The sequence below is a fragment of the bacterium genome, from assembly GCA_026129405.1.
Lineage (GTDB): Bacteria > Desulfobacterota > Binatia > DP-6 > DP-6 > JAHCID01.
Window position 1 is genome coordinate 536,843 of the sequence record JAHCID010000003.1, and the last position, 26,617, is coordinate 563,459.

The 26,617-nt window shown below is 72.3% G+C and carries 28 protein-coding genes; 11 read left to right on the forward strand and 17 right to left on the reverse strand.

The window, feature by feature from the left end:
• Positions 1 to 9: 9 nt before the first annotated feature.
• The 9 genes from KIT14_15060 to KIT14_15100 all read right to left on the reverse strand — a co-directional run bounded on the left by KIT14_15060 (position 10) and on the right by KIT14_15100 (position 9,136).
• A complete protein-coding gene (locus tag KIT14_15060; protein ID MCW5891841.1) occupies positions 10 to 948 on the reverse strand; it encodes a hypothetical protein in 939 nt (312 codons plus the stop codon).
• 322 nt (positions 949 to 1,270) lie between these two features.
• Entirely contained in the window at positions 1,271 to 2,260 is a 990-nt protein-coding gene (gene secF / locus KIT14_15065; GenBank protein MCW5891842.1) for a protein translocase subunit SecF, read from the reverse strand.
• Positions 2,257 to 3,816 carry a protein translocase subunit SecD gene (gene secD / locus KIT14_15070; protein MCW5891843.1) on the reverse strand — a complete coding sequence of 520 codons (1,560 nt, stop codon included), beginning with the start codon at positions 3,814 to 3,816 and terminating at the stop codon, positions 2,257 to 2,259. Before secD ends, secF begins: the two co-directional genes overlap by 4 nt.
• The gene (yajC, locus tag KIT14_15075; protein MCW5891844.1) at positions 3,817 to 4,158 is read right to left on the reverse strand and encodes a preprotein translocase subunit YajC; all 342 of its coding nucleotides are present in this window, start codon (positions 4,156 to 4,158) and stop codon (positions 3,817 to 3,819) included.
• Positions 4,158 to 5,267 (reverse strand): tRNA guanosine(34) transglycosylase Tgt, encoded by a 1,110-nt coding sequence (gene tgt, locus KIT14_15080; protein ID MCW5891845.1) that lies wholly within the window; start codon positions 5,265 to 5,267, stop codon positions 4,158 to 4,160. The genes yajC and tgt overlap by 1 nt, the downstream gene beginning before the upstream one ends.
• Positions 5,264 to 6,286 carry a tRNA preQ1(34) S-adenosylmethionine ribosyltransferase-isomerase QueA gene (gene queA / locus KIT14_15085; GenBank protein ID MCW5891846.1) on the reverse strand — a complete coding sequence of 341 codons (1,023 nt, stop codon included), beginning with the start codon at positions 6,284 to 6,286 and terminating at the stop codon, positions 5,264 to 5,266. The genes tgt and queA overlap by 4 nt, the downstream gene beginning before the upstream one ends.
• Entirely contained in the window at positions 6,283 to 7,047 is a 765-nt protein-coding gene (locus KIT14_15090; protein ID MCW5891847.1) for a slipin family protein, read from the reverse strand. Before KIT14_15090 ends, queA begins: the two co-directional genes overlap by 4 nt.
• A 14-nt stretch (positions 7,048 to 7,061) precedes the next feature.
• Positions 7,062 to 8,411, reverse strand: coding sequence for a nodulation protein NfeD (locus tag KIT14_15095; GenBank protein ID MCW5891848.1), 1,350 nt, complete (start codon positions 8,409 to 8,411; stop codon positions 7,062 to 7,064).
• Complete coding sequence (locus KIT14_15100) at positions 8,408 to 9,136, reverse strand: uracil-DNA glycosylase (protein MCW5891849.1); 729 nt, start codon at positions 9,134 to 9,136, stop codon at positions 8,408 to 8,410. The genes KIT14_15095 and KIT14_15100 overlap by 4 nt, the downstream gene beginning before the upstream one ends.
• Positions 9,137 to 9,263: 127 nt before the next feature.
• Here KIT14_15100 and KIT14_15105 point away from each other — a divergent pair, with 127 nt between their 5' ends.
• Entirely contained in the window at positions 9,264 to 10,124 is an 861-nt protein-coding gene (locus KIT14_15105; protein ID MCW5891850.1) for a zinc dependent phospholipase C family protein, read from the forward strand.
• Here the strand turns inward: KIT14_15105 and coaBC are convergent.
• The 7 genes from coaBC to KIT14_15140 form a co-directional block, all read right to left on the reverse strand.
• On the reverse strand, positions 10,105 to 11,310 hold the full coding sequence (gene coaBC / locus KIT14_15110) for a bifunctional phosphopantothenoylcysteine decarboxylase/phosphopantothenate--cysteine ligase CoaBC (GenBank protein ID MCW5891851.1): 1,206 nt from the start codon (positions 11,308 to 11,310) through the stop codon (positions 10,105 to 10,107). The two genes, KIT14_15105 and coaBC, sit on opposite strands and share 20 nt — an antisense overlap.
• 20 nt (positions 11,311 to 11,330) lie before the next feature.
• On the reverse strand, positions 11,331 to 12,431 hold the full coding sequence (locus KIT14_15115; GenBank protein ID MCW5891852.1) for a flippase-like domain-containing protein: 1,101 nt from the start codon (positions 12,429 to 12,431) through the stop codon (positions 11,331 to 11,333).
• Positions 12,361 to 12,546, reverse strand: a complete 186-nt coding sequence (locus tag KIT14_15120) for a hypothetical protein (GenBank protein MCW5891853.1) — start codon at positions 12,544 to 12,546, stop codon at positions 12,361 to 12,363. The genes KIT14_15115 and KIT14_15120 overlap by 71 nt, the downstream gene beginning before the upstream one ends.
• Positions 12,543 to 13,307 (reverse strand): CDP-alcohol phosphatidyltransferase family protein, encoded by a 765-nt coding sequence (locus tag KIT14_15125; protein ID MCW5891854.1) that lies wholly within the window; start codon positions 13,305 to 13,307, stop codon positions 12,543 to 12,545. Before KIT14_15125 ends, KIT14_15120 begins: the two co-directional genes overlap by 4 nt.
• A gap of 5 nt (positions 13,308 to 13,312) precedes the next feature.
• Complete coding sequence (locus KIT14_15130; GenBank protein ID MCW5891855.1) at positions 13,313 to 14,416, reverse strand: inositol-3-phosphate synthase; 1,104 nt, start codon at positions 14,414 to 14,416, stop codon at positions 13,313 to 13,315.
• Between the two features lie 87 nt (positions 14,417 to 14,503).
• Positions 14,504 to 14,839, reverse strand: coding sequence for a YfhL family 4Fe-4S dicluster ferredoxin (locus KIT14_15135; protein ID MCW5891856.1), 336 nt, complete (start codon positions 14,837 to 14,839; stop codon positions 14,504 to 14,506).
• A gap of 70 nt (positions 14,840 to 14,909) precedes the next feature.
• Positions 14,910 to 15,989 (reverse strand): Mrp/NBP35 family ATP-binding protein, encoded by a 1,080-nt coding sequence (locus tag KIT14_15140; protein ID MCW5891857.1) that lies wholly within the window; start codon positions 15,987 to 15,989, stop codon positions 14,910 to 14,912.
• Positions 15,990 to 16,107: 118 nt separating this feature from the next.
• Between KIT14_15140 and KIT14_15145 the strand changes: the two genes are divergently transcribed.
• From KIT14_15145 to KIT14_15170, 6 genes are read left to right on the forward strand one after another with little or no spacing between them, the layout of a single operon-like run.
• A complete protein-coding gene (locus KIT14_15145; GenBank protein MCW5891858.1) occupies positions 16,108 to 17,109 on the forward strand; it encodes a polyprenyl synthetase family protein in 1,002 nt (333 codons plus the stop codon).
• A gap of 49 nt (positions 17,110 to 17,158) precedes the next feature.
• Entirely contained in the window at positions 17,159 to 18,148 is a 990-nt protein-coding gene (moaA, locus tag KIT14_15150) for a GTP 3',8-cyclase MoaA (GenBank protein ID MCW5891859.1), read from the forward strand.
• Between the two features lie 7 nt (positions 18,149 to 18,155).
• A complete protein-coding gene (locus tag KIT14_15155) occupies positions 18,156 to 18,836 on the forward strand; it encodes a hypothetical protein (protein MCW5891860.1) in 681 nt (226 codons plus the stop codon).
• A 44-nt stretch (positions 18,837 to 18,880) separates the two neighbouring features.
• On the forward strand, positions 18,881 to 19,129 hold the full coding sequence (locus tag KIT14_15160) for a hypothetical protein (GenBank protein MCW5891861.1): 249 nt from the start codon (positions 18,881 to 18,883) through the stop codon (positions 19,127 to 19,129).
• Between the two features lie 3 nt (positions 19,130 to 19,132).
• On the forward strand, positions 19,133 to 20,317 hold the full coding sequence (locus KIT14_15165) for a CoA transferase (protein ID MCW5891862.1): 1,185 nt from the start codon (positions 19,133 to 19,135) through the stop codon (positions 20,315 to 20,317).
• Entirely contained in the window at positions 20,314 to 21,534 is a 1,221-nt protein-coding gene (locus KIT14_15170; GenBank protein ID MCW5891863.1) for a CoA transferase, read from the forward strand. The genes KIT14_15165 and KIT14_15170 overlap by 4 nt, the downstream gene beginning before the upstream one ends.
• 21 nt (positions 21,535 to 21,555) lie before the next feature.
• On the opposite strand, the gene KIT14_15175 is transcribed toward KIT14_15170, so the two are convergent.
• A complete protein-coding gene (locus KIT14_15175) occupies positions 21,556 to 22,863 on the reverse strand; it encodes a sodium:proton exchanger (GenBank protein ID MCW5891864.1) in 1,308 nt (435 codons plus the stop codon).
• A 136-nt stretch (positions 22,864 to 22,999) separates the two neighbouring features.
• Here KIT14_15175 and KIT14_15180 point away from each other — a divergent pair, with 136 nt between their 5' ends.
• From KIT14_15180 to KIT14_15195, 4 genes are all read left to right on the forward strand, one after another.
• Positions 23,000 to 23,470 carry a PTS sugar transporter subunit IIA gene (locus KIT14_15180; GenBank protein ID MCW5891865.1) on the forward strand — a complete coding sequence of 157 codons (471 nt, stop codon included), beginning with the start codon at positions 23,000 to 23,002 and terminating at the stop codon, positions 23,468 to 23,470.
• A 61-nt stretch (positions 23,471 to 23,531) separates the two neighbouring features.
• Entirely contained in the window at positions 23,532 to 24,311 is a 780-nt protein-coding gene (locus KIT14_15185) for a DUF4912 domain-containing protein (GenBank protein MCW5891866.1), read from the forward strand.
• Between the two features lie 21 nt (positions 24,312 to 24,332).
• On the forward strand, positions 24,333 to 25,907 hold the full coding sequence (locus tag KIT14_15190; GenBank protein MCW5891867.1) for a DUF1957 domain-containing protein: 1,575 nt from the start codon (positions 24,333 to 24,335) through the stop codon (positions 25,905 to 25,907).
• Positions 25,908 to 25,963: 56 nt separating this feature from the next.
• Positions 25,964 to 26,509 (forward strand): hypothetical protein, encoded by a 546-nt coding sequence (locus KIT14_15195; GenBank protein MCW5891868.1) that lies wholly within the window; start codon positions 25,964 to 25,966, stop codon positions 26,507 to 26,509.
• Positions 26,510 to 26,617: the final 108 nt, after the last annotated feature.

Genomic DNA, 26,617 nt, shown 5'->3' on the forward strand with positions numbered 1-26,617 from the left:
CTTGCGCCGTCAAGAAACTACCGTTTTATTCGGGATTTCGGGTGCTTGCACCTCCTCAGGGCGCAGCCCGGCAAGGCGCGTCTCGACCCCCCCCGGGGTCGCCCGGACCGCGTACAGGACGTCGAAACGCTCGTCCGGTGCGACTTCCAGGATGCTGGATCCGGTGGCCACGGCACGCACCGTGCGCCCGTCCTGGCGCAGACGCAGCCGCTGATAGGGGCGCATCGGATCCCCCGCGAGGCGCGCGCCGTCGACGCGAACCCCACGCGCGAGAAACAGCGGTTCGGGATTGCCGATGCCGTACGGCTCGAGACGGCGCATGGCGAGAGCGAGCCCCGGCGTGAGCGTCGCGAGCGGCACCTCGGCGTCGTACGTGCGCTCGCCGTGCGCGTGGACGGTCGGCGGCGTCGTACCGCGCCAGCGGGCGAATGCGACCTCGGCCGCCGCCGCCGCGCGCTCCGCCGCGTCCGTCGCCGGCGCGGCGACCAGTCGAGCGAGTGCGTCCAGCCCGCCCGCCCGCCAGACCGCGTCGAGACGCGGCACGACGCGCAGAGCGACACGATTGGCGCTCGGGTACGGGACGTCAGCCGTGGCGCACAACGCGCGCAGGCCAGGTCGACGAGACAGCGCCGGCATGCCGACGGCGACGATGGTGCGATGCTCGTCGCGCATCGACACCGGCGGCGTCTCGGCGAGCACGGCGAGGGCAAGGAGATCGAGCGCGCGACGCGCATCCGGCATGACGTCCGCGGGTCCGATACGTCGCACACGCGCGAGGAGGTAGAGGGTCGCGGTCGCGGTTCCCGCTCCGGCCGGCAGACCGCTGTCGGCGCCGTGCGGACGCCAGGTCACCGGCGACGTCCCAGTGCCGTCGACATGCCAGGCGTCCGGCCCGAGCCTGAGCCGCGCTGCGCCGCGGGCTTCGGGAAGGCACGCGCGCATCGCCATCGCGGCGAGCCCGCAGGCGACCGGCGCGGCGTCCGCGACCGCGATCGCGAGCCCGGCGGCGAGGGCCGCGCCGACGGCACGGGCGAAGGCGTCCAGCGCACCCGCCGCCGCCGGCGGGCGCAGCCCGCGCGCGAGTGACGGCTCGAGGAACGCGATCGCGGCCTCGGCCTCCGCGACCTCGCGCTGCCAGAGCAGCTCGGCGAGCAACCCGCCGTGGGCATACCGGCGCGCGAGCGCGCGCACCAGCTCGGCGGGCACCGGCTCCGGCCGGCGCGGCGCCCACGGCGGCGGGACGTCGGGGCGGCGCATCGCCGCCCCTCGCTCACGCCGCCTTCGCCCGACCGCGCTCCATGAACAGCACGAGCGGCGAGGCGATGTAGATCGTCGAATAGGTGCCCGCGATGAATCCCACGAGCAGCGCGAAGGCGAAGCTGTGGATGACGTCGCCGCCGAACAGGAAGAGGGCGGCAACGACCAGCACGGCGGTGGTGTTCGTGATGATCGTGCGCGAGAGCGTTTCGTTGATGGACGTGTTGACGATCGTGCGCAGGTCGTCCTTGCGCATGAGACGCATGTTCTCGCGGATGCGATCCGAGATGATCACGGTGTCGTTCACCGAGAAGCCGACGATCGTGAGCAACGCCGCGACCGTCGTGAGATCGATCTCCATGTTCGCGAGAGACAGGGCGCCGATCGTGAACAACACGTCGTGTGCGAGGGCCACGGCCGCGCCGATGCCGAAGCGCAGATCGAAGCGGAAGGCAATGTAGATGCCCATCATGATCGTCGCCACGAGCACGGCCAGACCCGCGTCGCGCCACAGTGCCTTGCCTACCTTCGGCCCGACGGTCTCGATCCGCAGCGTCTCGTAGGTGCCCTCGCCGAACTTCTTGGCGAGCCCATCCTTGATGGTGTTCGCCGTAACCTCGCCGGCCGTTTCGTCGCCCTCCTCCCCCTGGGCACGGATCTGGAACTCGTGTCCCTCGGAGCCGACGTCCTGGACGCTGATCCCCCGCAACCCCGCCGCATCGAGCGCGTCACGCACGTCGCCGATGGCCGTCGTCTTCTCGAAGCGCACTTGCACCATCGTGCCGCCCTCGAAGTCGATCCCGTAGTTGAGCCCGCGCCACCACACCGACACCAACCCGACGAGGATGAAGACGACGGATACCATCGTCATCATCGGCGCCTGCTTCACGAAGTCGATGCCCGGGTTGGCCGGGATCAGCGTGAAGAACTTGGGCGGCGTCGCGGCCGGCCGCTCACCCGACGTGGGACGCGGCGCCGCCGTGCCCGGCTTCGTAGCCTTCATACGCTCACCGTGGCGAGGCGACGGCGACTCGCGAGCCAATCGTAGATGACGCGGGTGGCGAACACGGCCGTTGCGAGCGTGGTGATGATGCCGAGGCAGAGCGTCACCGCGAATCCGCGCACGGGGCCGGTTCCGAACTGGAAGAGGATCGCGCCCGAAAGGAACGTCGTGACGTTGCTGTCGAGGATCGCGCTCCAGGCGCGCTCGTAGCCCGCGTCGATCGCGGCGCGCGGGCTCTTCCCGACCGTGAGCTCCTCGCGGATGCGCTCGAGGATCAGCACGTTGGCGTCCACCGCCATGCCGACCGTGAGCACGATGCCCGCGATGCCCGGCAGGGTCAGCGTGAACCCGAAAGCCGCGAACGCGCCGAGCAGGAGAAGGACGTTGAGCAGCAAGGCCAGGTCGGCGATCACCCCGCCGCCGCGATAGTAGAGCAGCATGAACGCGATGATGATGAAGCTGCCGACGGCGAAGGAGAGCGAACCCTGGCGGATCGAATCCTTGCCCAGCGACGGGCCGACGGTGCGCTCCTCGAGGAGCTTCAGGGGCGCGGGGAGCGCGCCGTTGCGCAGCACGTTGGCGAGATCCTGCGCCTCGGTGAAGGTGAAGCGCCCGGTGATCTGGCCCTGCCCGCCGGTGATCGGCTCGCGGATCTCGGGCGCCGACTGCACGAAGCCGTCGAGGACGATGGCGAGGCGGCGACGCACGTTCTTCGTCGTCGCGTCGCCGAACAGCCTGGCGCCGCGGTTGTCGAGGACGAAGTCCACCGCCATGCCTTCGGTGGCGCTGCCGGGCCGCACGCTGGCATCGGAGATGACGTCGCCGGTCATGATCGGCCGTTTCTCGACCAGGTACTGGGTACGACCGCCGCGGTCGCCGAGCCCCGGCAGCACCTGGACGCCAGGCCCCGGGGCCTGCACCGTGCCCGCCTGCGGCCCCTCGGCGAGCAGCTTGAACTCCAGCTGCGCAGTGCGGCCGATCAGCTCCTTGGCGCGCTGTGGATCCTGGATGCCGGGCAGCTGGACCACGATCTCGTCGGACCCCTGCGTCTGCAGCGTCGGCTCCGTGACCCCGAACTGGTCGATGCGGTTGCGCATGATGTCGACCGCCTGCTCGACGACGCCCTGCCGGATGCGCACGATCTCGCGCTGCGACAGCTCGAGCGAGAGATCCGCCGCGTCGGAGCCGGCCGGTTCGGTCACCGTCAGCGACGGGAAGCGATCCTCGACGATCTTGCGTGCCTCGGCGCGGCGACTGCGGTCCGCGAGGCGGATCTGGATCGTGCGACCGCTGCGATCGACGGTGAACGCTCCGACCTTGGCGTCGCGCAGCTCGCGCTCGAGGTCGCGGCTCATGCGATCGACCGTGTTGTCGATCGCCTGCTCGATCTCGACCTGGTACAGGAGATGGGTGCCGCCCTGGAGGTCGAGGCCGAGACGGATCGGCTGCTTCCACGGCCACCACTCCGGCGGCGTCGCGAAGGTCGGCACGAGCACGACCAACGACCCCACGAGCGCGGCCACGAACAGCAGGCCGCGATATCCGACCGACGCCATCTACGCCTTCTCCTTGTCCCGCGTCTCGCCCGCGCCGTCGGCGCCGACGACGGTCTGGATCGCCGTCTTCTCGAAGAGGACCTGCACCTTCGGAGCGATCTCCACCGTGACGGTGCGCTCCGCCACCGCCATGACGCGGCCGTGCATTCCGGAGCCCATGATCACCTGATCGTTGCGCTTCACGCCGCCGACGAGCTGCTCGTGCTCCTTCCGCCGCCGCTGCTCCGGGCGCAGCAGGACGAAATAGAAGATCGCCACCATCAGCAGGATGAAGCCGATGTTGTAGATGGCGGGCGGCCCCGCCGATTCGGCGCCGGTCTGGGCCCACGCGACGGCGACCATCATGACGCCCACGCTCCTGCGGCGGCCACGGAACGGGTCGGGAAGGTCCCGGCGTCGAGGTCCGCGCGAATCGTGCGCATCAGCTCGAGGTAGAAGTGGAGGTTGTGGAGGGTCGCCAGCTGGGCACCGAGCATCTCCTTCGCCATGGCCAGGTGGCGGAGCGCCCCGCGGCTGAAGTGGCGGCACGTGTAGCACGTGCACGCAGGGTCGACCGGCGCCCCGTCCTGGGCGTGCCGGGCGTTGCGGATCATGAGCTTGCCGTCGCGCGTGAAGAGCATCCCGTTGCGTCCGTTGCGAGTGGGCAGGACGCAATCGAACAGGTCATAGCCCATGCCCACAGAGGTGAGCAAATCCCGCGGTGTCCCCATGCCCATGAGATAGCGTGGACGATCCGGCGGCAGGAGGCGAGCACTGGCCGCGGCGATGCGTCGGGTTTCCTCCGGAGGCTCGCCGACCGAGAGACCACCCACGGCATAGCCGTCGAACCCGAGCCCCACGAGGTCGGCGGCGCTCTCCGCGCGGCGCGCGACGTCGAACCCGCCCTGCACGATGCCGAACAGCGCCATGTCCGGGCGTCGGCGGGCGGCGAGCCCCCGCGCGGCCCACGCGGTGGTGCGGGCCAGGGCGGCGGCGACGCGGGCCGGCCCGGCGTCGCCAGCGACACACTCGTCGAGCGACATCGCGACGTCGACGCCGAGGTCCTCCTGCACCCGGATCACGTCCTCGGGGCGGAGGAAGCCCTTGCTGCCGTCGACGTGGGAGCGGAAGTGCACGCCGTCGTCGACCACCTTCACGAGCCCGGTCAGGCTGAAGATCTGATAGCCGCCGCTGTCGGTGAGGATCGGGCCGGGCCACCCGAGCAGGCCGTGCACGCCGCCGAGCGCACGCACCACGTCGACGCCGGGACGCTGGGCCAGATGGTACGCGTTGGAGAGGATCATTCCGGCCCCCAGCTCCGCGAGCTGCGCGGGCGTCACGCCCTTCACGGAGCCGTGCGTCGCCACGGGCATGAACGCCGGGGTCTCGACCGGGCCGTGGGCCGTGAGGAGCCGGCCGCGTCGCGCGCCGCCGGGCGCGGTACCGAGGAGGACGAAGGACGGAACGGTCACGCGATCAACATCGCATCGCCGTAGCTGTAGAAGCGATAGCGGCGCTCGACGGCCTCGGCATAGGCGGCGTGGAGGGCGTCCCAGCCGGTGAACGCGGCGACCAGCGCGAGCAGCGGTGTCCGCGGCAGATGGAAGTTGGTGAGGAGCGCGTCGACGACCCGCAGCGTGTGGCCAGGGCGAACGAAGAGGTCCGCGCTTCCCTCGCCTGCGGCCAGCGGTCCCCGCGCCGCGGCCGACTCGAGCGCCCGTACGGTCGTCGTGCCCACGGCGACGACGCGCCCGCCGGCCGCGCGTGTCACGGCGATGCGTGCGACCGTGTCGCCCGGAAGCTCATACCGCTCGGGCTCCATCGCGAAGCCGTCGAGATCGCCGTCCCGGATCGGCAGGAAGGTGCCGGGGCCGACGTGGAGCGTCAGCGCCGCGTGCCCGACGCCGCGCACCGCGAGCGCCGCCAGGAGGTCGGGCGTCAGGTGGAGCCCGGCGGTGGGCGCCGCGATGGCCCCCGGCACGCGCGCGAAGGTGGTCTGGTAGCGCTCCCGATCGGTCGTCGTCGGACCGTCGGGCCGACGGATGTAGGGCGGCAGCGGCAACTCGCCCACGCGGTCGAGCCACGCGTGCACGGGTTCGTCGAGGTCGAGCCGCACGCGCCAGCGTCCGCCGCCGTGCGCCGCGAGCCAGGTCCCGGTGCCGTCCGCGAAGTGCACCGTCTCACCGACGCGCGGCGTGCCCCGCACGATCGCATCCCAGACCGCCGGGCCGTCGGCCTCGGCGAGGAGCAGGAGCTCGAGCCGACCGCCGCTGGGGCGCCGCGCCCGCAGGCGCGCCGGCACGACCCGGGCTTCGTTCAGCACGAGGAGATCGCCCTCCCGAAGCAGGGTGGGCAACGCGGCCACGGTGTGGTGGCCGCGTATGGTGCCGGTGCGGGCCAGGTGCAGGAGTCGCGCCGCCGTGCGTTCGGCCGCGGGCTCCTGCGCGATCAGCTCGGGCGGCAGCGCGTAGTCGAGATCCGCGAGTCTCATGCGCTCCCGTCGCCGCGGGTGCGTGCTGCGTCGAGCAGCGGCCGCAGCAGATCGATCGGCACGGGGAAGACGGTCGTCGAGTTGTTCTCCGTGGCGATCTCGGAGAGCGTCTGGAGGTAGCGCAGCTGAAGCGTGATCGGCTCCTTGGCCATCACGGAGGCCGCCTCGAGCAGCCGCTGCGACGCCTGGAACTCGCCTTCCGCGGCGATCACCTTGGCACGGCGCTCGCGCTCGGCTTCGGCCTGCTTCGCCATCGCGCGGCGCATCTCCTCCGGCAGGTCGATGTGCTTCAAGGCCACCTGCACGACCTTGATACCCCAGGGCCCGGTCTGCTGATCGATGATGCTCTGGAGGTGGGTGTTGATCTTCTCGCGCTCGCTCAGCAGCTCGTCGAGCTCCGCCTCGCCGCAGACGCTGCGCAGCGTGGTCTGCGCGTTCTGCGACGTCGCGAAGAGGAAGTTCTCGACCTCGATCACCGACCGGCCCGGATCGATGACGCGGAAGTAGAGGACCGCATTCACCTTCACCGACACGTTGTCGCGCGTGATCACGTCCTGCGACGGGACGTCCATGGTGATCGTGCGCAGATCGGTGCGCTGCGCGGACTCGATCACGGGGAGAACGTAGGTGATGCCCGGCCCGCGCACGCCACTGAAGCGGCCGAGACGGAAGACCACGAGGCGCTCGTACTCGCGAACGATCTTGATCGACGAGACGAGCACGAAAACGAGGAAGAGGATCGGCAGGTACGAGCTGATCATCGCGTTCTCCCGGATCAGGTGGTGGCCGTCCCGACGGGACGGACGTGGAGGACGAGGCCGTCGATACCGGTGACCTCGATCGGGGTGCCGGGCTCGATCGGGACGTCGCTACGAGCGCTCCAGTACTCGCCGGCCACGAGCACCATGCCCTGCGGCGCGAGCCGCTGGCGCACCTCACCGTGCAGGCCCAGCATCCCTTCGCTGCCGGTCGTGGGCTTGCGAAACTGCGTGCGCACCACGAGCAGGCTCACGATCAGCATGAGCGCACCGACCGTCCCGGCCACGCTCACGATCAGGCTCCGCGCGACGGCGACCCCGCCCCCGCCCTCCGTGTCGAAGAGGAACAGCGACCCGAGCACGAGCGCCACGAGACCGCCGACGGCGAGCGCGCCGAAGGTCGGCACGAACGCCTCGGCGACGAGCAGCACGACGCCGAGCAGGAGGAGCGCGAGCGCGCCGTAGTTCACGGGCAACACCTGGAGCGCCGTCAGCGCGAGCAGCAGGCAGATCGCCCCGGCGACGCCGGGCAGGCCGAAGCCGGGATGCGTCAGCTCGACGTAGAGCCCCACCAGCCCCGCCATGAGGAGGAGATAGGCGAGATTCGGGTCGGCGAGGACGTTGAGCACCCGCTGCGCCAGCCGCATCTCGTAGTCGTGCACGCGCGGCTGACCGTCGGCGTCGAGGACCATGTCGAGGGCCAGCTTGGTCTGCACCCCGGCGACCTCGACCGTCTTGCCCTCGGCCCAGCGCACGATGGCGCCGAGGTCCTTCGCGACCAGATCGACGACGTGGATCTTGGCCGCCTCGTCGGCGGTGATCGAGACGCTCTCGCGCACCGCCTTCACCGCCCACTCGACGTTGCGGCCGCGCTGGCGCGCGATCGCCTCGCTGAACGAGGCCGTGAAGTTCTCGACCTTCTCGCCCATCGCGCCCGGGATGTCCTCGCCCTGCCCGCCCACGGGATGCGCGGCGCCGATGCTCGTGCCGGGTGCCATCGCCGCGACGTGTGCCGCCATGGTGACGAAGACGCCGGCCGAACCGGCGCCGGCCCCGCTCGGCGCGACCCACACGATCACCGGAAGCGGCGCCCCGAGCAGCGCCTTCACGATCGTGCGCGCCGATTGCAGAAGGCCGCCCGGCGTATCGAGCTGGACGACGAGCGCCGGCGCGCCCTCGCGCACGGCACGCGCGATCGACTCGTCGAGGAACGCGGCCACGGCGGGATTGATCGAGCCGTCGACGACGATTCGCGCCAGTGCGGGCGATCCGAGCGACGGTGCCGATTCGGGTGGCGGCTGCGTCGCGGCGCGTCCCGCGAGCCCGAGCGCCAGCGCGCCCACCAGCAGCGGAAGGACGCGCCTCATCGCCGTGCGGGCACGGGAAGGCCGAGGACGGCCATCACCTGCTGGATGTCCTCCCACACGAGACGCTTGTCGCCGGGCGTGCGGAGCAGATACGCGGGGTGGAGCGTCGGCATCACCCGGATGCCGTGGTAGTCGTACCACCGGCCGCGCATGCGTGTGATCGGGGTCTTGTCGCGCAGCAGCGTCTGGGCCGCGAACTTCCCGAGCGCCACGATCACCTCCGGCTTGATGATCTCGAGCTGACGCAGCAGGAACGGCTCGCAGGACTCGACCTCGTCGGGCTCCGGGTTGCGGTTCTGCGGCGGGCGGCACTTGATGACGTTGCAGATGTATACGTCCTCGCGCCGTAGCTGCATGCCCTTCGTGATGATCTCCGTGAGCAGCTGCCCGGCGCGACCGACGAAGGGCTCGCCGCGCGCGTCCTCGTCGGCCCCGGGACCCTCGCCGACGAAGACGAGGCGGGCGCTCGGGTTGCCGACGCCGAAGACGAGGTTCGTCCGACAGGGGGCCAGCTTGCAGCGCCGGCAGTCGCCGATCGCGGCACGGAGGGCCTCGAGGTCCCCCGCCTGGGCAACGCCCTGTGGTGCGAAGAGCTCGTACGCCCGTTCGGCGACGACCTTCGCCGGCGCGGGCGCACCCGCCGTAGCCTCGCCGGCGGGGTCCGTTGCCTCCACCGACGCCTCTGCAGCCGCCGCCTGCGGCGTCGGCGCGTGCGCATCCGCCATTTCCGCCCGGCGCGGCAGGCCGAGCGCGCCGAGCGAGCGCTGGTGGACGAGGTGGGCGCGCAGCGCGGCCAGCGTCTCCTGGAGGGAACCTTGAGAGGTCGCGCCGGCCGTCGTAGACTCCGTGGACATGTGGCTGCTCGGCCTGATCGCCTTCGTCCTGTGCGTCTGGCCGGATGAAGCACTGGCGTGGGGTCCGGTGACGCACCTCACGCACGGTTCGCAAGTCCTCGCGAACCTTAGCAGCGCCTCCGGAGCCCTGCAAGAAATCCTGCGGCCGGAGCGCTTCGCGTACCTCTACGGCTGCGTCGCCGCCGACATCATCCACGCCAAGAAGTACACGCGCAGCCTCTACACGCACTGCCACTGCTGGCCGGTCGGCTGGCAGATCGTCGAGGCGGCGTCGAACGACCGCGAGACCGCCTTCGCATACGGCTACCTCTCGCACCTCGCCGCCGACGTCTACTCGCACAACCACTTCGTACCGGTGCAGCTCGTCGTCAGCTTCGAGGCGCGGGCGCTGCGCCACATCTACTGGGAGGCACGCTTCGACGCCGCCCAGGCGCGCGACCGCTGGCGCCTCATGCGCCAGGTGTTCGCGCATCCCTTTCCCGATCTCGACCGCCTCGTCGAGCGTGTGGTCGAGCGCACCTTGTTCTCGTTCCGCACCAACAAACGCATCTTCGACTCGCTGATGGCGCTGCAGCAGCTCGAGCAGTGGCAGGAGATGGTCCGCGGCCTCGGCGAGCGCTCGCGCTACCCGCTGCCGGCGTCGGAAGTCGATCGCTTCAACGGGCTCTGCGTCACGGCGATCGAGGACCTGCTGCTGAACGGCCGCGACAGCGCCTGCCAGGCCGCCGATCCCACCGGGCGCGACGCTCTGGCGCGCGCCGATGCCCTGCGCCGCAAGCTGCGGCAGCTGAAGCGCATCGGACAGATGCCCGGCAGCATCGCCGCCGAGCTGCGCGCCCTCAAGACCGACGTCGCCTAGCGCGGCTGCGGAGCCGCGGCGCCCGCCGTGACGCCACCCAGTCGAGGATGCGACCGGCGACCTCGTCCTTCGCGAGCACGGGCAGTGCGACGTCGCCGCCGGCGGCGTCGAAGAGATGGACGACGTTGGTGTCGCTGCCGAAGCCGGCGCCGGGCGCAGTGACGTCGTTGCCCACGATGAGATCGAGGCGCTTGCTGCGCAGCTTCCGCCGGGCCTCGGCCGCGAGGTGCTGCGTCTCGGCGGCGAAGCCGACGACGATCCGGCGTCCCTTGCGCGCCGCGAGCGAGGTGAGGATGTCGCGCGTGCGTGCGAGAGGGAGCGTCAACGCGGTGTCGGCCTTCTTCATCTTCTGCGCCGCCGGGCGTGCCGGCGCGTAGTCGGCCACGGCCGCGGCCATGACCAGCACGGTCGCGCGTGGCCAGGCCGCGTCGAGCGCCTCGGCCATCTCGCGGGCGCTCTCGACGTGCACGCAGGTGACGCCGGGCGGGGGCGGCAGCGCCGTAGGCCCGGCGACGAGCGTGACGGTCGCGCCGCGCCGCCGCGCGACGCGCGCGAGCGCGAAGCCCATCTTCCCGCTCGAATGGTTGGACAGGTAGCGCACCGGGTCGACGGCCTCGCGCGTCGGCCCGGCCGACACCAGCACGTGCTCGCCGGCGAGGTCCTGCGGGGTGAGCGCGACGTGGACCGCCTCGACCACCGCGGCCGGCTCGGCGAGCCGCCCGGCGCCTTCCCAGCCGCAGGCGAGCATCCCGCTGCCGGGGCCGACGACGTGCACGCCGCGCGCGCGCAGCCGCTCCACGTTCTCGCGCGTGGCCGGGTGCTCCCACATGTTGACGTTCATCGCGGGTGCGACCACGACCGGCGCGCGCGTCGCGAGCAGCACGGTACCGAGGAGGTCGTCGGCGATGCCGTGCGTCGCCTTGGCGATGGCGTTCGCGGTGGCGGGCGCGATCAGCACGACGTCGGCCTCGTCGGCCAGCCGGATGTGGCCGATCTGCGATTCCTGGCCGAGGTCGAAGGTATCGGTGGCGACGGGATGGCCGCTGAGCGTCTGGAGCGTCAGCGGTGTCACGAACTCGCGCGCACCCGCGGTCATGATGACCCGGGTCTCCGCCCCGGCCTGCACGAGGAGACGAACGACCTCGCACGCCTTGTAGCAGGCGATGCCGCCCGTGAGCGCAACCATGACGCGGCGCCCGCTGAGGCTCACGGCGCCCGCTCCAGGCCCGGCTCGCCGGGCTGCTGCGCGGCCAGCTCGCGGAGCGAGAGGTTCTCCCGCGCGAGACAGACGGCGCCGAGCCCGACGTTGATGCTCATCTGGAGGACCCACGTGAGCAGCGAATAGCCGACGGCGACGTCCTCGGAGACGTGGAACAGTCCGAGCGCCAGCACGCAGCCGTACTGCCAGGTGCCAACGAAGCCCGGCCCCTGCGGCAGGAAGACGGCCGCGGCGACGACGACGAGCGAGGCGAGCGCGGCGGGCAGGAGCGGCGCATCGATGCCGAGCGCGAGGAGGCAGATGAGAAAGGAGCAGCCGTTCGCCGCCCAGACGAGCGCCGACATCGCGAGGATCGCGACCACCGAGCGCACCGAGCCGAGGCTGCCGAGCGCGCCCAGCACCTCGAGCGCGAGCGGCCGCAGACGGCGCGAGGGTCCGTCGGGCAGGCGCGCCAGGAGCGCGTCGACGAGGCGCTCCACCCGGTTGCGGAAGGCCTGCACGAGGACCAGCGCGACGAGGACGCCGGCCGCTCCCATACCCGCGAGCAGCGCCAGGCGCGCCATCCACTCCGGCAGGGGATACACGAGCGAGAGCGCCAGGAAGCAGAACAGGACGAGCATCATGTCGAACAGCCGCTCGAGGACGACGCTCGACAGCGTCGGCGCGAAGCCGAGCCCGGTGCGCCGGGCGAGCAAGGCGGGACGCACGAATTCGCCGAGGCGCAACGGCAACACGGCGCTCGCCATGAACCCGATCGCAGTGGCGGAGAAGGCGGGGCCGATCGCCACGCGTCCGAGCGGCGCGAGGAGCAGCAGCCACCGCCGCGCGCGCAACCACAGCGCGGTCACGCCGATGCCGACGCCGACTCCGAGCCAGCCGAGCTCCGCGCCGGCGAGGATGCGGCCCACCGCGGCCCAGTCGGTTCCGCGGGTGGCGAGCCACAGGCAGGCGGCAGAGACGCCGATGCCGAGGGTCAGGCGCAGAGCGTTTCGCAGGCGGGCCTCCGGGTGCGCGGCATTATCGCCCGCGCTCCTCCGGGACGAAAGCAGCGGCGCGTCCCCGCCACAGCCCCAGCCCGGCCGTCGCAGCGCCGGCCGCGAGCAGCAGCCAGGCGGTGCCCTGCCAGCTCGAGTCGAGGCGCAGGCCGAAGCCGAGCATCAGCAGGAGGAAGCCGACCGGTCGCAGGACGCCGGGTGCGATCACGAACGACCCCTCGCGCCGCGCAGGGCGCGGACGCCGTCGCGCGTGCGTTCGACCGCCGTCCAGAGCGAGATCGCGGCCAGCATCACGAGCGCGAGGCGCAGTACCCAATGTCGCGGCGGCCCACCGCCGACGAGGCAGCCGAGATGCGCGACGAGGCCCGAGACGAACGCGCCGAAGCCGAGGAGCACGTAGCGCTCGGGACGTTGCGCGCGGCCGCTCAGCAGCGCGATGCCGAGCCCCTCCGCACGCGCACGAGCGTAGCTCACCATCTGTGAGCCGAAGGCCGCGAGTGCGACCACCAGCAGCATCGGATCGTCGCGGAAGTAGGCGCCGAGGCCGACGAAGGTGGCGAACTCGGCCCACCGATCGACGACCGAGTCGAGAAAGGCGCCGCGTGCGGATGCGGTGCCGGCCCGCCGGGCCAATCCGCCGTCGAGGATGTCGAGCGTCCCCGCCAGGATCACGAGCCAGCCGCCCAGGAAGAGGGCGCCGCCGGCGAAGGCGACTCCGGCGAGCACGCTGACGCCGAGCTGCCCCCAGGTGAGCTGATCCGGCGTGACGCCGCGGCTCGCGAGCCCCGCTTCGAGCGGGGCCAGGAGACCGCGGTACCAGGCCCGCACCTGCGGACCGATGAGGGGTGCGCTGCCGCCCTGCTCCGCGTCGGCCACCGCCGTGCGCCGGATGGCCCGCACCGCGAGGACGATCGTGCCGCCGATCACCAGCACGGCGAGCGCGGCCGTCCCCGGCCGGCACTCCGGCATCGTGCTCAGCGTTCGGACTCGCCGCGCAGGAAGCGCTCGACCGCGTCGCGCGCCTCGTCGTCCGGAAACTGCCGCGGCGGGTGCTTCATCAGGTACGACGACACGCTCGTGAGCGGCCCGCCGATCCCGCGGTCGCGCGCGAGCTGACAGCAGCGGATCGCGTCGATCACGACGCCCGCCGAGTTCGGGCTGTCCTGAACGGACAGGCGCAGCTCGATCTCGATCGGCGCGTTGCCGAAGCCGCGGCCTTCCATCCGCAGGAAGCACACCTTGTTGTCGCCCTGCCACGGCACGTAGTCGCTCGGGCCGATGTGGATGCGCTCGCGCGGCAGTGCCTGCGGCAGCACGCTCTGGACCGCTTCGGTCTTCGACACGCGCTTCGCCCCGGTGCGGTCGTGCGCGAGCATGTTGAGGAAGTCGGTGTTGCCGCCGAAGTTGAGCTGATACGTGCGGTCGAGCACGACGCCGCGGTCGGCGAACAGCTTGGCGAGCGTGCGGTGCACGATGGTGGCGCCCACCTGCGACTTCACGTCGTCGCCGACCGCGGGGATGCCGCGTCGCTCGAACTCGGCCCCCCACTGCGGGTCGGACACGATGAAGGCCGGGATGCAGTTCACGAGCGAGACGCCCGTCTCGAGGCAGGCGCGCGCGTAGTGCTCCGTCGCCTGCTGGCTGCCGACGGGAAGGTAGCTGACCAGCACCTCGGCGCCCGTGCGGCGCAACGTCTCCGCGACGTCGACCGGTCGCCGCTCGGCCGGCAGGAAGGTCTCGTCCGGCGGGTAGTCGCCCATGTGGGGCGCGATCCCGTCGAGGACCGGACCCATCTCGACGGTGACGTTCGACGACGGCAGCTTCGGCCAGAGCGTGCGCGTGTTGTTCGGCGCGGCGAACGCCGCCACGTCGAGCGGCTGGCCGACCTTGCGGCGGTCGACGTCGAAGGCGCAGACCACCTCGAGGTCGCTCGGTCGATAGCCGCCGATCACCTCGTGCATCAAGCCGATCGGCGGCTCGCCCGGATCGCGGTCGGCGGCGCGGTAGAACTCGATGCCCTGGAGGAGACTGCTCGCGCAGTTGCCTACGCCAACGATGCCGACGGGGATCCTTCCCATGCTCCTCGCTCGCGCGGGCAACGATGGGACCCGTCGCGCTGCGCCGCATATAACGATCGGGCGTAGCGCTGTAAATGCCGGACGAGGCTACTTCTTGCGGAAGCGCGAGGGGAACTCGGCACCGAACTCCTGATCTGGATGGATGGCTCGCGCCTTGGCGAGGAGCTGCTCCTCGCTCTCGACATCCTTCGGGTTCGGAACGCAGCAATCGACCGGACACACGGCGGCGCACTGCTCCTGATCGAAGAAGCCGACGCACTCGGTGCACTTCTCGGGGACGATGTAGTACGTGTCCTGCGCGAGCGCAGGATGCGACTGCCCCTCCCGCTCCCACTGCGCGCCGCCCTCGTAGATCGCCGTGTTCGGGCACTCGGGCTCGCAGGCGCCGCAGTTGATGCACTCTTCCGTGATCATGGTCGACATGACCCCGGCAGGCTACAACGCACCTCCGGCGATGACAACCAACGCGAGGCGTCGCGCCCGCTCCAGCGGCTCAGCCGTCGACGCCGCGGGTGGCCGCCGGCGCCATCTTCCGGGCTGCCGCGACGACGCGCGACGCCAGTCCGCGGAAGGCCAGCGACACCGGATGCTCGGGCTCGGCGACCGTGATGGGAACGCCGCGATCGCCGCCCGCCCGCACCGCCGGCTCGATCGGGATCTGGGCCAGGAGCGGGATGCCGAAATGGGTCGCCAGCCGCGTCCCGCCGCCCGCGCCGAAGAGGGCGTCCTCGGTGCCGCACGACGGGCAGACGTAGCCGGCCATGTTCTCGACGACGCCGAGGACGGGCGTGCTCACCTGGCCGAACATCGCGACGCCGCGTCCGACGTCGAGCAGTGAGACGTCCTGCGGCGTCGTCACCACGACGGCCCCCGTGACCGGGACCTGCTGCACGAGCGACAGCACGGCGTCGCCCGTGCCCGGCGGCAGGTCGACGACGAGGAACTCGGCCGGGCCCCAATCGACGTCGTGCAGGAACTGCCGCACGATCCCCATCACGACGGGCCCCCGCCAGATGACGGGAGACTGCTCCTCGAGGAACATCGCCATCGAGACGACGCGCACGCCGTGACGCGCCGGCGGGATGAGGCGCTTCTCGCGCGTCATGGTCGGCCGCTCGTCGAGCCCGAACATCATGGCGGCGCTGGGCCCATAGACGTCGACGTCGACGAGTCCCACGCCGCGCGCCTCGCGCGCGAGCGCCACGGCCAGATTGGCGGCGACCGTGGACTTGCCGACGCCGCCCTTCCCGCTCGCGACCGCGATCACGTGGGTGACCCCGGGAAGCGGCGCGCGGGCCGCGAACGGATCGCGCCCGCGTCCGGCCTCGCTCCCGGCGAGCTCCACGCGTACGGCGCGCACGCCCGGCAGCGCGCCGACGGCACGCTCCACCTCGGCGACGAGGCGCGCGCGGACGTCTGGCTTGTCGGTCCCGGGACGCAGGGCGACGTCGACCGTGCCGTCGGCGACGCGCACGTCGGTCACCATCCCGAGGGTGACGATGTCGCGGCGGAAGCCCGGGAACGGGACGCCGCGCAACGCCGCGCGCACGCCGTCGATCGCGGGCAGGGTCATCGCGCGGACGGTAGCGGCGGCCGGCGACGGATGCAACGCACGCGCCGCCCGGATCGCACCGGCGTCCGACGCCCGGGCTCGCCTTGACTTTGTCGCGGCGTTCTCGTTGATTCCGCCCGTGTCGTCACGAAGCGGTCCGCGCGTCGCCGTGCCGTCCGTCGACGTGCTGCCGGCCGCCGTGACCGCGGACTTGGCGCGCGTCGAGGAACGGGTCGCGGCCGAGCTCGTCTCGCGCGAGCCGCGCCTCCAGTCGATCGCCGCCCACCTCGTCCAGGCCGGCGGCAAGCGGGTCCGCCCGCTCGTGATCCTCCTCGTGCACCACGCCCTCGCCGGCGACGCCCGCGCGCGACGCGAGGACGCGATCGAGGCCGCGGTCGCGCTCGAGCTCATCCACTCGGCGACGCTGCTCCACGACGACATCATCGACGGCGGCGAGACGCGGCGCGGCCGCCCGTCGGCCCTCAAGACCTTCGGCCTGGCGGACACCCTCGTCGCCGGCGACTTCCTCTTCTGTCGCGCGTTCGCGCTGTGCGCCCGGTTCGAGGCCGAGGTGGTGCGCTGGGCCGCCGACGCCTGCGTCAGCCTCACCGAGGGCGAGATCATGCAGGGGCGCCTGCGCCACGATCCCGCCGTCACGGAGGCCGACTACGACGAGATCATCGAGCGCAAGACGGCCTCGCTGTTCGCCGTCGGCGCCAAGACCGCGGCTCATCTCGCCGGCGGGTCGCCGGCGATGGTGGCGGCGATGGAGGCCTGCGGCCGTCACGTCGGTCTGGCGTTCCAGATGCAGGACGACCTGCTCGACGTCGCGGGCCACACCGCGGTGACCGGGAAGCCGCGCGGCATCGACCTGCGGGACGGCAACCCGTCGCTGCCGGTGGTGCTCACGTTGGCGCGCGATCCCGGGTTCCACGCGCTGTTCGCGCGTCGCTCGCCTTCGGCCGCGGACGTCGAGGACGGGCTCGCGCGCATCGATCGCGCCGGGGTCCTCGGCATCGTCGCCGACCGCGCCCGCGCGCAGCTCGCTGCGGCGCTCGCCGCGATCGAGCGCCTGCCCCCGTCCGCGGCTCGGGGCGCCCTCGTCGACCTCGCGCGTGGCATGGACGAGCGCACGGCCTGAGCGCTGCGCGTTCGTTGACTTCGCCGGACCCGCCGCCGAAGATGCGGCGATGCCCCGGGATGGCTTCGATCGCGAGATCGATTATCTGCGCATCTCGCTGACGGACCGGTGCAACCTGCGCTGCGTCTACTGCATGCCGCTCGGGCCCCTGCGCTTCCTTCCCCCCGGCGAGCTCCTGACGGCGGCCGAGATCGAAGCCGTCGTGCGGGCCGCCGTCGCCGTCGGCTTCCGCAAGTTCCGCTTCACCGGCGGAGAGCCGACGCTACGGGCCGACCTGGTCGAGATCGTGGCGCGCACGGCCGCCGTCCCGGGCGTCGGCGATCTCGCGATGACGACCAACGCCGTGCTGCTCGCCGAGCTGGCGGCGCCGCTCGCGGCGGCGGGGCTCCGCCGGGTCAACGTACACCTCGACGCGCTCGATCCCGAGCGACTGACGCGCGTGATGCGCTGGGGCCGCTTCGCCGACGTCTGGCGCGGCATCGAGGCGGCCGAGGCCGCCGGGCTGCGCCCCATGAAGCTGAACACCGTCGTCGTCCGCGGCTTCAACGAAGACGACGTCGTGCCGCTCGCGACGCTGACGCGCACGCGCGACTGGCACGTCCGCTTCATCGAGACCATGCCCCTCGGGGGCGACGAGCCGTCGCGCCTGGCGCGCACGCACCTCGTCCCGAGCGCGACGGTACGCGCGCGCATCATCGCGGCGCTCGGCCCGCTGGAGCCCCTGCCCACCCGGCACCCCAGCGACGAGTCGCGCAACTACCGGCTCGCCGGCGCGCCCGGCGTCGTCGGCTTCATCAGCCCGGTCAGCGAGCCGTACTGCGGCAGCTGCAACCGCATGCGGCTCACCGCCGAAGGCCGCTTCCACCTCTGCCTCCTCAACGACGACGCCCTCGACGTGCGTGCCGCGCTCCGCGCCGGCGCGGACGACGAGGCGATCGGCCGTATCCTGCTCACCGCCGTCGCCGGCAAGCCCACCGGCCATCGGCTCGACCTCGGCCGCTCCACCGCGGAGCGCCAGATGTTCCAGATCGGGGGATGAATCGCGCATGACGATCGCAGGTCTCGACGACGCCACCGCCGCGCTGTCCGGTGCGGTGCTCGGACCGCGCGAGCTCGAGGCCGCGCTCGGCTTCGATCCGCTCGCCGTGCTCACGCCGGAGGAGCGCGCCGCCGTCGGCCGCCTGCCCTTCACGGCGGCGGACTGGGAGACGGCGCGTGCGGAGGGCGAGATGCTCGTCCTGCGCGTGCCGCGCGCCCCGGACGGCGCCCTCACGATGCTGCGGCTCGCCGAGCGTCTCGGCGGCGGCTTCGATCCGAAGGTCCACAAGGGCGTCGGCTATGCGCTGCGCGACGAATGGACGATCGACATCCAGGCGTTCGCCACCGAGGACACCGCGCCCGCCGGCTGGTACCTCGTCCGCCGCGCACCGCTCGGGGCGACGTGCAACCGGCCCTATCGCGAGCAGGATGCGGTGCTGGAGACGCTCGGCGCGACCCGCCCCGGCATCCCACGCCGCCGCAGCGCCGTCGAGGTCGCCTTCGACACGCTCTGCTGGGCGAAGGTGCGCGGCGAGCGTCTCCTCGAGGGCACGTGGGACTGGACGCGCAGCGCGAGCAGCGACCAGGGCTATGCGGCGCTCGGGGAGCACGGCGCCGGCGGGCTCGGCGTGATCGCGTACTCGCGCGCCGTGCGCTTCGGCACCCTCGGCGTCTGCCCGCAGCGTTGATCGCGGGTTTGCGGACCGGCGACGGGCTCTGGTAGGCCGACCCCGTGTACTTCGTCACCATGAAGACGCCGGGGTACTGCCTCTTCAGCACGACGCCGAGCGAGCGCTTCGCGATCGGTCTGCTCGACGATCAGCAGCGCGTGCACATGCTGGCCCGCAAGGCGGACGGCTGGGCCGTCGTGCACGACTGGCCGGTGGGCGAGCACTCGCATACCGACCTGATGCTCCGTCTCGGCGACGTGCCGGAGCCGGAGACGGTCGAGGAGCTGGCCAGGCTCGCCACCGGGGCCTGACGGGTGCCCGACGCGCTGGAGGGCATCCGCGTCCTCGACGTCGGCGGCGGCGTGGCGGCCGGCTACGCCACGAAGCTGCTCGCGGATATGGGTGCCGACGTCGTCAAGGTGGAAGCGCCGGGGGGCGATCCGACCCGGGGCCGCGGGCCGTTCCCCAAGGGCCAGCCCGATCCGGAGGCCAGCGGCCTCTTCCTCTACCTCAACACCAACAAGCGCGGCGCCGTCGTCGATCTCGCCGCCGCGTCCGGGCAACGCACGCTCGAGCGGCTGGCCGGCTGGGCCGATCTCCTCGTGCACGACGTGCATCCCACCGCGATGGCGGCGCACGGGCTCGACTGGGAGCGCCTGCACGCGGCCAACCCACGGCTCGTCATGACCTCGATCGCCCCGTTCGGCCTCACGGGGCCGCGCGCCACCTGGAAGGCGACCGATCTCGTCCTGTGGAACGCGGGCGGGGTCGCGACCCTGAACGGCGATCCGCAGCATCCCGAGCTGCCGCCGCTGAAGGCGTTCGGCGACCAGGCCGCGTTCCAGGCCGGCCTCAACGCCGCGATCCCGTCGCTGGCCGCGCTCTTCGCGCGCCTCGGCTCCGGCGTCGGCGAGCACGTCGAGGTGTCGGCGCAGGAGGCGGTGGCCGCAATCCTCGAGCTCACGTTCGAGTTCTGGCCCTACTGCGGGCTGGTTGCGTCGCGGCTCGGCGCCAAGCCCATCCAGCCGCTCTGCTTCATGGAGTGCCGCGACGGCTGGATCTTCGTCTGCTGCGTCGAGGAGCATCAGTGGAAGCAGTTCGTCGAGATCATGGGCAACCCGGAGTGGGCCCAGATGGATATCTTCGAGACACGCATCGCCCGCGGGGCGAACTTCGACGCGCTCCAGATATTCCTCCAGGAGTGGTGCGCGACGCAGTCGGTGCAGGAGCTCTACGAGGCCGCGCAGGCGCACCGCGTGCCGTTCGCGCCGGTGTCGACGATGGGCGACCTCGTCGCGTCGCCGCACCTGAAGACGCGCGGCTTCTTCGCCACGCTCGCCCATCCGACCGCGGGTGAGATCACCATGCCGGGCGCGCCGTACCGGCTGTCGGCGACGCCCTGGCGCATCCGCCGTCCCGCACCGACGCTCGGCCAGCACACGGCGGGGGTGCTGGCGATGGTCGGCGTCGACGCGAGCGACGCGGGGGCCGGGGCATGACCAGGCGCGCACCGCTCGAGGGCATCCGTGTCGCCGACTTCACCTGGGTGTGGGCCGGCCCCCACTGCACCCTCCAGCTCGCGCACCTCGGCGCCGAGGTGATCCGGGTCGAGAGCGCGACGCGGCTGTGCGTCACGCGGCTGCTGCCGCCCTATGCGAAGTTCGAGCCGGGCCCGAACCGCAGCGGCTACTTCAACCAGTACAACCAGGGCAAGAAGAGCCTCACGCTCGACCTGAAGCGTCCCGAGGCGCTCGCCGTGGCGAAGCGGCTCTGCGCGGCGAGCGACGTGGTGGTCGAGAACTTCGCCGCCGGCGTGATGGACCGGATGGGGCTGGGTTGGGACGTCCTGCACGGCCTGCGTCGCGACCTCGTCATGATCGCGCTCTCCGGCTACGGCGCGACGGGCCCCGAGTCGACCAACGTCTCCTACGGGCCTGCGCAGGTGCCGCTCTCGGGGATGTCGTCGGTGACCGGCTATCGGGGCCATCCGCCGATGCACGTCGGCGTCTCCTACGGCGACCCGACCGGCGGGCTGCACGGGGCGGTTGCCGTACTGGCCGCCCTGCTGCATCGCGCCCGCACCGGCCAGGGCCAGTACATCGACCTCTCCCAGTGGGAGACCTCGATGGCCGTGCTGCCCGAGGCGCTCATGCGCTTCACGATGACGGGCGCGGCGCCGGAGCGCGACGGCAATCGTGATCCGCACATGGCGCCCCACGGCGTGTGGCAGGCCGCGGGCGACGAGCAGCGCTGGGTCGCGATCGCCGTCGAGGACGACGCCGGCTTCGCGCGCCTCGCCACGCTGATGGGCCAGCCGCAGCTCGCACGCGACCCGCGCTTCGTCACGCTCGCCGCGCGCAAGCGCCACGAGGAGGCTCTCGAGGAGCTGGTCGCGGCGTGGGCCGCGGGCGAGGACGCCGACGCGCTGGTGGAACGCCTCCAGGGCGCCGGCATCGCCGCCTTCGTGTCGGCGCGCAACCGCGATCTGGCCGAGGACCCGCATCTGCGCGAGCGCGGCTTCCCGGTGACGCTCGAGCACCCCGAGGTCGGAGCGATGATGCATCTCGGCGTACCGTGGCGCATGTCGGCGAGCGACAGCCGCGTGCGCCGCGCCGCCCCCTGCCTCGGGCAGGATACCGACCAGGTGCTGCGCGACGTCTGCGGCTACGGCGACGACGAGATCGCCGCCATGCGCACCGCCGGCACCCTGGCCTGACGCCGGCGCGGCCTGCGGCCGTCAGCCGGCGAGCTCGGAGTGCGGCGTGCGGAAGCCGTCGCGCAGCAGGCGCGGGATCGCCGCCCGCTCGCGCAGGCCGATCAGCACCGCCAGCACGAGGTACACGACGGAGACGCCGATGCGCTCGGCGCCGTGCCAGTCCTCGGGCACCATCGCGCCCAGCAGGAACTGTCCCCAGAAGAGACCGAAGAGCAGCAGCGCCTCGACCAGGGAGATCGAGAGCGAGAGCAGGATCGCCACCGCGAAGACGGACTGCGCCGACGTGAGCAGCAGCTCCTCGCGCTGGCGCGGCTCGACCGGCAGCCCGTCGAACGAGCCGGACGCGAGCGCGAACACCACCGGCAGCGTGCCGACGAGCAGCGTCCACTGGTTCACCTTCGACGACACCAGCGTCCCGAGACCGGCGCTCGTATTGAGGCGCCAGGCATAGAGCCCGGCGACGAGCAGCTCCGGCGCCTCGGAGGCCAGCGGTGCGAGCCACTGCACGAGCACGAACTCGCTGATCCCGATCTCGCGCCCCGTCGCGACCAGTGCCTCGGCGAAGTGCTCCGCGACGAGCAGGATCACCGCCGCGGCGAACACGAACAGGACCGCGACCGCCGTCCGCCGCGCGCGCGGGCCGAAGGTGCCGATATAGCGCGCAGGCCCGATCAGGTGCGGCTCGGCCGCCGGCGCCGACGACAGCCGGATCGTGTAGGCGACGAAGATGCCGACCAGGACCAGCGCATCGAGCAGGGTCACCGTCGACTTCATCGGCAGCGTCAGCGAGTACATCGTCGCGACCGCGAGATAGCTCAGCTCCACCGACTGCGAGCGCTCGAGCGCGACGGCGTGAAACGGTATGCGGCGCTGCCGATGGCGCCACCAGGCGATGAAGATGACCATCGACCAGCCGATGCCGATGAGAAGGCGATTGGCACCGGTCATGTTCGCCAGCGCGAGCGAGCATGGCGACTCGACGACCGCGTCCGGTGCGCGGCAGGCAGACCCGAACTCGGCGACGGCATGTCCCGCCTTCCAGGCGAAGACCATGTCGACGGCGTACTCGGGCAGCACCGCGATGAAGGCCAGCGCCGCGATGGCGAGCCCGGCGGAGACGTCGAGCTGCGCGACCTCGGCCGCCCACGCGAGCATGAAGGCCGCACCGACGATCGCGATGCCGAAGAGCACGGCCTGCGTGACCTGGGACAGCTCCGGATGCGTCAGCCGCACGACGATGCCGGGCAGCGTCGCCAGGACGGCGAGGGCCAGCGACAGGCGCTGGCGGGCGGGATGGACGTCCGAGAGGTCGCCGGCCACGCTCGTCATCGGGCGCGCCGATTATCAGATCGTTGCGGGTCCGCAAGCGGTTTCATGCAGCCGCGTCTCGCGCGCGACGGCGGAAGGAAGCGTCCGCGTCGTTTTCGTTGTCAAGGAACCGGCGGAACGGTACACCGACGCCCGCATGCGTGCGGTGGATCTGCTCCGTCCCGAGGACATCGTCCTCGACCCGCCGTGGCGCAGCTTCCAGGACACGGTCGCCGGCCTGGTCGACGTCCTCGTTCGGGCCGGCTCACTGCCCGCGGCGGCAGCCCCGGACGCGGTGCGTGCCGTGCTGGCGCGCGAGCGCGAAGCCTCGACGGCCGTCCTCGACGTCGGCGTGGCGGTGCCGCACGCCCGCCTGGCGGGCCTCGCCGCGCCCATGATCGCCATGGCGGTGGCGTCCCGCGGACTCTACGAGGCCGTGCCGACCGTGCCGATCCGGGTGGTGGCCATGGTGCTGTCGCCGCCCGCGGCCCTCGACGACCACCTGCGCATCCTCGGTGGCCTCGCCACCCTGCTGCGCTCCCCCGAGCTGCGGGGCGAGCTCCAGGCCTCGGGCAGCGCCGAGCGCGCCCTCACCGCGCTCGGCCGCCACGCGCGTTCGGCCCCCTGAAAGCCGTTCGCCGCACTGCGCCATCGTTGCCGGCGGAGCGGGTGCCGGCTACGATGCGAACGTGGTGCTGACCCAGGTTTTGGGCGCCGCACGCAGCGCGCTCGACACGGTCGAGTCCTGCGGCGCGGCCGTCGGCCGGTTCGTCCGGGATCGGCTGGAGCCGCTCCTCGGCGGCCTGGTCGGACGGATGCTCGGCGGACCCTGGAGCGCGCTACGCCGCTCGACGCCCCCTCCCGCCGATGCCGCACGCGATCGCGTCGAGGAGTCCAAGTTCTGGCTCGGACCGGCCGTCCGCGGCGAGCCGGCGGTCGGGCCGTCGAGCGGCGAGCACGGCGAGCTGCCGCGGGCGTACGGGCGTGACCGGTGCGTGCTGCTGCCGCGCGATCCGTGGTGGCTGTTCGCCTTCTGGGAGGTCACGCCCACAACGCGGGTGGCGGCGCTGCGCGCGCTGGCGGCGGAAGCCGAGGGTGCGGTCGAGGTGCTGCGGGTCTTCGAGCGGCCGCTCGGCGGTGCCGAGCGGCTGGCCTTCGACGTCGAGCTGACACCGGGAGCCGACCGCTGGTACGTCCCGCTCGGACGTCCCGGCGGCGCCTGGGTGGTCGAGCTCGGTCTGCGCACCGCGCGTGGTCGCTTCGTACCGCTCGTGCGCTCGAATCCCGCCGTCGCTCCCGCGGCAGCGGCCTCCGAGCAGACCGAGGTCGAGTGGGTGACGGTGCGCGCACAGGGCGGCCCGGATCCGGCGGCGACGGCGTGGTCGGGGCAGCGCGTCGCCGAGCCCGACGTGCGCAGCCTGCTCGACGCGGGCAAAAGCCGTTCCAGCGAGGCCGTTCCCGCCCGCTGACGCGGTCTCCGGGGCTTCACGATGGTGCAGGGACGCATCGCCTTCCTGCTGCACGCCCATCTGCCCTGGGTGCGGCATCCGGACCAGGAGGACTTCCTCGAGGAGCGCTGGCTCTTCGAGGCGATCACCGAATCGTACCTGCCCCTGCTGGGGATCCTCGACGGCCTCGACGCCGACGGCGTGCCGGTGCGGCTCGGGCTGTCGCTCAGCCCGACGCTCCTCGGCATGCTCTCCGACCGCCTCCTGCGGGCGCGCTACCTGCGTCACCTCGATCGCCTGGTCGAGCTGGCCGAGAAGGAGGAGCGCCGGACGCGCGACTCGTTCCCGTTCCATCGCTGTGCCGAGCGCTATCTCGAGCGCTTCGTCGCCGCGCGCACACAGTTCCTCGATCGCTGGCAGCAGGACCTCGTCGGCGCCTTCCGCGGCTTCCAGGAGCGCGGGCTCGTCGAGATACTGACCACGGCTGCCACCCACGGGCTCCTGCCCCTGCTGGCGTCCTGCCCCGGGGCGGTCCGCGCGCAGATCGAGGTCGCCGTCGCCGAGTACCGGCGATTCTTCGGCCGGTCGCCGGCCGGCTTCTGGCTTCCCGAGTGCGCCTTCGCCCCGGAGCTCGAGGACGACCTCGCCCGGGCGGGGGTGCGCTGGACGGTCGTCGACACGCACGGGATCACCCACGCAACGCCGCGGCCGGTGTACGGCGTCTACGCGCCGATCGCGTGTCCGTCCGGGCTCGCGGTCTTCGGGCGCGACCCCGAGAGCTCGCGACAGGTCTGGAGCGTCGAAGCGGGCTACCCGGGTGATCCCTGGTACCGCGACTTCTATCGCGACATCGGCTTCGACCTGCCCGAGGACTACCTGCGCCCGTACCTACCCCCCAGCGGCCGCGTACACACGGGGCTCAAGTACCATCGCATCACCGGCGCGACCGACGCCAAGGAGCCCTACGAGCCGGATCGTGCGCGCGAACGCGTGGCGGAGCACGCGGCGCACTTCGTCGAGGCTCGCCGGGTCCAGATCGAGGAGCTGGCGGGCGCGATGGACCGTCCGCCCATCGTCGTCTGCCCGTACGACGCCGAGCTCTTCGGCCACTGGTGGTTCGAGGGGCCGCTGTGGCTCGATCAGGTCCTGCGCCGGTTCGCGGTCACGCCCGGCCTCGAGATGGTGACGCCGGGCGACGATCTGGCACGCAGCCCGGTCATGCAGCGCGCGACGCCCGCGGCGAGCACGTGGGGGTGGAAGGGGCATCACGAGGTCTGGCTGGCGCGCCAGAACGACTGGATATACCCGCACCTGCACGCCACCGCGGAGCGGCTGCAGGCGCTCGTGCGACGGCTTCCCCGTCCGGACGAGCGTACCCGCCGCGCCCTCGCGCAGGCGACGCGCGAGCTGCTGCTGGCGCAGGCGAGCGACTGGGCCTTCATGCTCTCCCGCGAGACGACGACGGAGTACGCCGTGCGCCGCACGCGTGAGAGCCTGCTGCGGTGCCAGCGTCTCTGCGCACAGATCGAGCGCGACGCGATCGACGAGCTCGATCTCGCGGCGCTCGAGGATCACGACAACCTGTTCCCCGCGCTCGACCCGCGCCTGCTCGCCTGATTGCGCGCAACTCCCCTTGTCAGCACCGGGGGCATCCCCTACAGTCCCGAGGCGGGATGTCCACCGCGCTCGTGGCGCTCCTGCTCCTTCCGCTGGCGCTCGCGCTCGTGGTGGGGCTCGTGTTGCTGCTGGCGCAGCCGCTGTTCGCCCCGCTGCTCGGCGGCGTCGAGCGTGCCCGCCTCCGGCGCACCGCCGCACGCGTGGCGCGCGGCGACGCCTATCGGCGCGACGGGCAGGTCGATCTCGCGCTGCGCGAGTACGAGGCCGGGTTCTGTCTCGTCATCGTACGCGCCGATCCGCGGCTGGCCGACGAGATCGTGCGCCATCACACCGGCCTCCTCTCCCGCCTGCTCACCGTCGCCGACGCGGCGCCCGGGCAGCGCGTGCGTCTGCTGGCGCTGGCCAAGGTCGATCGCCTGCTCGACCGGCGCGCGGAGATGCAGCGGGCGCATCTCCAGCTGCGGCATCGCTCGCTCCGCGACGGCCGCCGCATCCAGCTCGAGCGCGAGCTGCGCCGCAACGCGCGCGACACCCGCGCCGCCATCCGCGAGCTCATCGCCGACATCCAGGTGCTCACGGCGCGCCGGGTAGCGGTGCAATAGCCGGCCGGATCGCCTTCCTGCGGCCCGGTTTCTTTTCTTCGCCGTCCCGTCCCGGCAGCACCGCGACGTGCAGGCGGCGGTGGGCAGCCCCGGGCGACGGCCTGCCGC

Bases quoted from the DNA above. Each gene is read 5' to 3' on its own strand.
- KIT14_15060 (MCW5891841.1), bottom strand. From the start codon at position 948: ATGGCGATGCGCGCGTGCCTTCCCGAAGCCCGCGGCGCAGCGCGGCTC.
- KIT14_15170 (MCW5891863.1), top strand. From the start codon at position 20,314: ATGACCAGGCGCGCACCGCTCGAGGGCATCCGTGTCGCCGACTTCACC.
- coaBC (MCW5891851.1), bottom strand. From the start codon at position 11,310: ATGGTTGCGCTCACGGGCGGCATCGCCTGCTACAAGGCGTGCGAGGTC.
- KIT14_15125 (MCW5891854.1), bottom strand. From the start codon at position 13,307: ATGCCGGAGTGCCGGCCGGGGACGGCCGCGCTCGCCGTGCTGGTGATC.
- KIT14_15100 (MCW5891849.1), bottom strand. From the start codon at position 9,136: ATGGCGGATGCGCACGCGCCGACGCCGCAGGCGGCGGCTGCAGAGGCG.
- KIT14_15130 (MCW5891855.1), bottom strand. From the start codon at position 14,416: ATGGGAAGGATCCCCGTCGGCATCGTTGGCGTAGGCAACTGCGCGAGC.
- KIT14_15090 (MCW5891847.1), bottom strand. From the start codon at position 7,047: ATGATCAGCTCGTACCTGCCGATCCTCTTCCTCGTTTTCGTGCTCGTC.
- secF (MCW5891842.1), bottom strand. From the start codon at position 2,260: ATGAAGGCTACGAAGCCGGGCACGGCGGCGCCGCGTCCCACGTCGGGT.
- secD (MCW5891843.1), bottom strand. From the start codon at position 3,816: ATGGCGTCGGTCGGATATCGCGGCCTGCTGTTCGTGGCCGCGCTCGTG.
- queA (MCW5891846.1), bottom strand. From the start codon at position 6,286: ATGAGACTCGCGGATCTCGACTACGCGCTGCCGCCCGAGCTGATCGCG.
- KIT14_15105 (MCW5891850.1), top strand. From the start codon at position 9,264: ATGTGGCTGCTCGGCCTGATCGCCTTCGTCCTGTGCGTCTGGCCGGAT.
- KIT14_15140 (MCW5891857.1), bottom strand. From the start codon at position 15,989: ATGACCCTGCCCGCGATCGACGGCGTGCGCGCGGCGTTGCGCGGCGTC.
- KIT14_15195 (MCW5891868.1), top strand. From the start codon at position 25,964: ATGTCCACCGCGCTCGTGGCGCTCCTGCTCCTTCCGCTGGCGCTCGCG.
- KIT14_15095 (MCW5891848.1), bottom strand. From the start codon at position 8,411: ATGAGGCGCGTCCTTCCGCTGCTGGTGGGCGCGCTGGCGCTCGGGCTC.
- moaA (MCW5891859.1), top strand. From the start codon at position 17,159: ATGCCCCGGGATGGCTTCGATCGCGAGATCGATTATCTGCGCATCTCG.
- KIT14_15190 (MCW5891867.1), top strand. From the start codon at position 24,333: ATGGTGCAGGGACGCATCGCCTTCCTGCTGCACGCCCATCTGCCCTGG.
- KIT14_15155 (MCW5891860.1), top strand. From the start codon at position 18,156: ATGACGATCGCAGGTCTCGACGACGCCACCGCCGCGCTGTCCGGTGCG.
- yajC (MCW5891844.1), bottom strand. From the start codon at position 4,158: ATGGTCGCCGTCGCGTGGGCCCAGACCGGCGCCGAATCGGCGGGGCCG.
- KIT14_15175 (MCW5891864.1), bottom strand. From the start codon at position 22,863: ATGACGAGCGTGGCCGGCGACCTCTCGGACGTCCATCCCGCCCGCCAG.
- KIT14_15135 (MCW5891856.1), bottom strand. From the start codon at position 14,839: ATGTCGACCATGATCACGGAAGAGTGCATCAACTGCGGCGCCTGCGAG.
- KIT14_15180 (MCW5891865.1), top strand. From the start codon at position 23,000: ATGCGTGCGGTGGATCTGCTCCGTCCCGAGGACATCGTCCTCGACCCG.